The 4,438-nt window shown below is 42.1% G+C and carries 4 protein-coding genes; all 4 read left to right on the top strand.

The genetic code is table 11. The annotated features are described in order from the left end of the window. Positions 1–706: 706 nt before the first annotated feature. Positions 707–1,306 carry a TetR/AcrR family transcriptional regulator gene (locus Q8907_13250; protein MDP4275237.1) on the top strand — a complete coding sequence of 200 codons (600 nt, stop codon included), beginning with the start codon at positions 707–709 and terminating at the stop codon, positions 1,304–1,306. Next, a complete protein-coding gene (locus Q8907_13245; GenBank protein MDP4275236.1) occupies positions 1,296–2,828 on the top strand; it encodes a TolC family protein in 1,533 nt (510 codons plus the stop codon). Before Q8907_13250 ends, Q8907_13245 begins: the two co-directional genes overlap by 11 nt. A 32-nt stretch (positions 2,829–2,860) precedes the next feature. Further along, complete coding sequence (locus Q8907_13240; protein ID MDP4275235.1) at positions 2,861–3,856, top strand: efflux RND transporter periplasmic adaptor subunit; 996 nt, start codon at positions 2,861–2,863, stop codon at positions 3,854–3,856. 79 nt (positions 3,857–3,935) lie between these two features. Then, on the top strand, positions 3,936–4,438 hold a 503-nt coding region (locus Q8907_13235; GenBank protein MDP4275234.1), incomplete at its 3' end, for an ABC transporter permease.

Below are 4,438 nucleotides of genomic sequence, written 5' to 3'. Positions count from 1 at the left end.
GTACCTATACGGTTTTCTTTGTGAAAAATACAATAAACACTCAGGCACGGAATTCACCGAGAAAAAAATAGTTTGAGTTTGTTCGAGGGTTCGAAATGGTTAGAAATGGTTCAATTAATTATGATAAAAATTGAAAAACCTCAGTATTTTCTGAGCGTGACTCAGCGTAAGAGAATATCATTACACTGAGAGCCATTGAGTTAAGATGAGAAACGCTGAGATTTGGCTTCAGACAATACAATAGTCGGTGCCTGAGCGGAGTCGAAAGCAAAACCCAATGCTTTATTAAAGTATTGATTCTTTGCGACCTTGCGTCTTTGCGAGCAATACATTTTCACGCAAAGGCGCAGAGACGCAAAAAAATCTTTAGAGATTACTCAACGAAACTCAGTATTTTCTCAGCGTGGTTGCCTGTTTGTTGGACAGAATTTGATTTTGTAGATTTTATCTCAGGGAAACTCAGCAGTTTTCTTTGCAGCTTAGCGAAAAATATTTCACACAAAGACGCAGAAAATACTTAACCACAAAAGCTTTACGTCAAACTATATCAAACCACTTCCAACCATCTCAAACCACTTCACCCCTTCGTGCCATGGTTTTCTTTGCTAAATTTTTTCAAATATTTTTAATTTTTTAACATCAATGGATAATATCTTTTTTTACATTTGCACCCATAAATGAATGAGTATTCACTCAAAATTTAATTATGTCACGAACAATTGATGAATCTAAAATAGAACGTATCAAGGAAGCTACCATGGAAATGATTGTTTCCAAGGGCTATGAGGGGGCTTCAATATCAGGAATTGCCGGCAGGGCAGGCGTTGCCGAGGGTTATCTTTACCGTTTCTATAAGAGCAAATCGGAATTGGTGAACGACCTCTTGTTTATTCATCTGAACAGCCTGATGGACAACCTTGAGAATTTGCTCAATAAGCATTATTCCGTAAGGGACATCTTTGAACAGATGATCCGCACTTTATTTGGTTTGGCCAACACCTTTCCCGAACGAATAAAATTCCTGTATGTATTAATGAACGATTATAACTTCAAAATACAGGAAAATCAAAGGGAACGAATATTCAATCTTTGTAAAAGGGTTAAAGAAACCGGACTTTTCTCAAAAGAAATCAGGGTAGAAATTGATGAAGAAGAGATTTTTCTTTTTGGAGTCACCTACCCCATTCAATTCATCAACATGAGACTGAAAAACTTTTTTAATCGTTCCGAACTGGGCGAGAAAGAAATAATTAGAGTATTGAAAATTTGTATTAATTCGTTAAAAAGAGACAATTATGAAAGCTAGAAATCCCATGGTATGGATGATTTTGTTCTTTTGGATGGTTGCAGGATTTAAAGCAGAAGCGCAGAAAGACAGTGCATCCATAAAACTTAGCTTTGAGCAGGCCTTGCAAATTACACGGCAGAACAGTCATGTCCTTAAGGAAGTTGGTTACCTGCAGGAAGAAAAGGACCAGGAGGCCAAGGCAGCCAAAGGATTACATTCTCCGAAAATAGGATTGAGCGCCAATTATCTGCTCATGTCCGATGATATCACGATGGACCTGAGTCCGGTAAAAACTGCACTGGAACCTTTATATCTTGCAGCAATACATAATTCAGGCGCATATGTCGGATATCCCAATCTCGATCCTGCCACCCAGACTGTTGTTCCAACCTTGACAGATGCACAAACCCGGCAATTTATGGGAAGTGCTTTAACAACCATAGATAAACAGGACTGGAACCAAATGATACAGAAAAAACAATTTGGCACTGTCAATGCTACTGTGCAATGGCCTATATTCACCGGAGGGAAAATCAATGCGGCCAATAAGGCAGCTGAAATTGAGCAGAAGGATGTTGCTGATGTACTGAGCCAGAAGGAAGGTGAATTAATCAGTGAACTGGCCGAACGTTACTTTGGCTTATGCCTTGCACGGCAGGCTGTTCTGGTCAGAAAGGATGTACTGGATGGGCTGAATCAACATCTTCAGGATGCCATCAAGATAGAGGAACAGGGACTTATCCCCAATGCAGATGTCCTGCATGCCAAAGTATATTTTGCCCAAGCACAACGCGAATACAGCAAAGCCAAACGTACAGCCGACATTCTCAACCAGGCACTGGTAAACACCCTGGCTCTGCAAAACGACTCTACCATCATCCCGGTTTCCAATCTTTTTTACCTGGATGCCATTGAGCCCAAAGACCATTTCATTGCCATGGCCAAAGACAGGAACCCGCTGCTTCGCCAGGTTGAATCCAAAAAACAATTGGCCGAACAGGGCTATAAGGCCGAAAAATCAAATTATTTTCCAACAGTTGCCGCAATTGGGAGCTATACACTTGTTGATAAAAACCTTTCCCCATACGCGCCAAACTGGATGGCCGGTGTGGGCTTGAACTGGACTCTTTTTGACGGTACTGCCCGCTCGCGCAAAATAAAATCAGCTGCCCTTAAACGCCAACAGGTGGAAGAAATTGAAGAAAAGGCACAAAACGATATTGAAACAGGCATAAACAAACTCTATGAAGAATTAAATATGTACCACGAGCAGCTTCAGGAGCTTGAATCAGCACTGACATCGGCCAAAGAATACGTCAGGGTCAGGGAAAAGGCATTTCATGATGAGATGTCGAATTCCACGGAAGTAGTGGATGCCAGACTGGCTTTGTCGCAGGTCCGTATTGAACGTTTGCAGGCCATGTACGGCTATGACACCACCCTTTCGAAATTGCTGCAGCTCTCGGGCAATCCTGATGAGTTTACCATCTACCAGCAAAGGAATGATGCCAAATTTGAAAATTATAATTCAGAAAAATAATTTATTAGTTAAACCGATAATCAGAAATTATTATGAATAAGAAAGGAACATTGCTCGCCACCATTGGATTCGCTGCATTACTTATTTTCCTGATCTATTCCACATGGCTTATCAGCCGGCCAAAACCTGTTGAAGTACAGGGCGAAGTAGACGCTACAGAAATAAAAGTTTCATCTAAACTGATTGGAAGAATTGACAATCTGCCCGTTCATAAAGGAGATGAAGTAATAAAAGGCCAACTGCTGTTCACTTTAAAGAGCCCTGAGGTTGAAGCCAAACTCGAACAGGCCAATGCAGCCCTTCGTGGGGCCGAAGCCCAGAATTCAAAAGCAAAAGCCGGTGCCCAGTCAGAAGATATACAGGCAGCCTATAACACTTTTTTGAAAGCCCAAGCTGCTTCAGAACTGGCCGAAAAAACTTATCAAAGGGTCAACAATTTGTATAAAGAAGGCGTAATGCCGGCTCAAAAACGCGATGAAGCCGAAACACAATATAAGGCAGCCCGCGAAACGGCCAATGCAGCCAAAGCAATCTGGGTGAAGGCCAAAAAAGGAACCCGTGTCGAAGATAAAGCCACCGCCGTAGCTTTAGTATCCAGGGCTGAAGGAGTGATCAACGAGGTGAAAAGTTACCTGAACGAAACCAAAATTTATTCTCCCATCGATGGTGAAGTTGCCAATATCATTGCAGAATCAGGAGAACTGGTTTCGGCCGGATATCCGGTGGTTACTATCGTCAACCTGAAGGATTGCTGGATCACCTTCAACCTGCGTGAAGACCTGCTGGCCTCCATTCATCAGGGCAGCACTTTTGATGCCCGTTTCCCGGCTCTTGGAAACAGAACAATCAAACTGAAAGTAACTTATATCCATCCCCTTGGAAGTTTTGCAACCTGGAATGCCACCAAGACAACCGGTGATTTTGATATGAAGACTTTTGAAGTCCATGCTACTCCAATCGAAAAAGTTGATGGATTGCGCCCGGGCATGAGTGCCCTGGTAGATTGGAATAAAATTTCGAAAAAATAATCGCAGGCCGTTAAGCAGGATGGTTTTGCCTGTATTTATTTTTCACTGCTGACCAGTTGAGATAAGAATATTTAAGGTTATGGAAATGAATTGTAAGAGTCCGTTTTGGAGGGTAGTGCAAAGGGAATTGAAAGAGAATTTATTTGGCCAATGGCCCTATTTTTTCATTGTCTGCATTGGGCCATTGATTGGTTTTTTACTTGTCACCTGGATTTTTTCATCCAATGTGCCCAGAAATCTGCCGGTTGCCGTTGTGGATATGGACCACACCATGATGTCGCGTAAAATGGCCAACATGACGGATGCTACCCCTATTGCGGCCATAAACAGGAGTTATATAAGCCTGGAGGATGCCCGGCGCGGCCTTGAAAAAGGTAATGTGGATGCAGTCTTATATATTCCTGCAGGAACTGAAAAAGAAATCTTGAAAGGTGAAAGTTCATCAGTGGCTTTATACCTGAACGAGGCAAATGTATTGAAAGGAAGTTTATTAAGCAGCGGAATTCAAAAGGCCATAGGAACCTTATCGGCAGGTATAAAATTGCAGTTCCAGATGGAAAACGGTGCGACAGAAGAACAGGC

This window comes from Bacteroidota bacterium (assembly GCA_030706565.1).
Classification (GTDB): domain Bacteria; phylum Bacteroidota; class Bacteroidia; order Bacteroidales; family JAUZOH01; genus JAUZOH01.
This window is presented reverse-complemented; position numbering and strand designations above follow the sequence as displayed.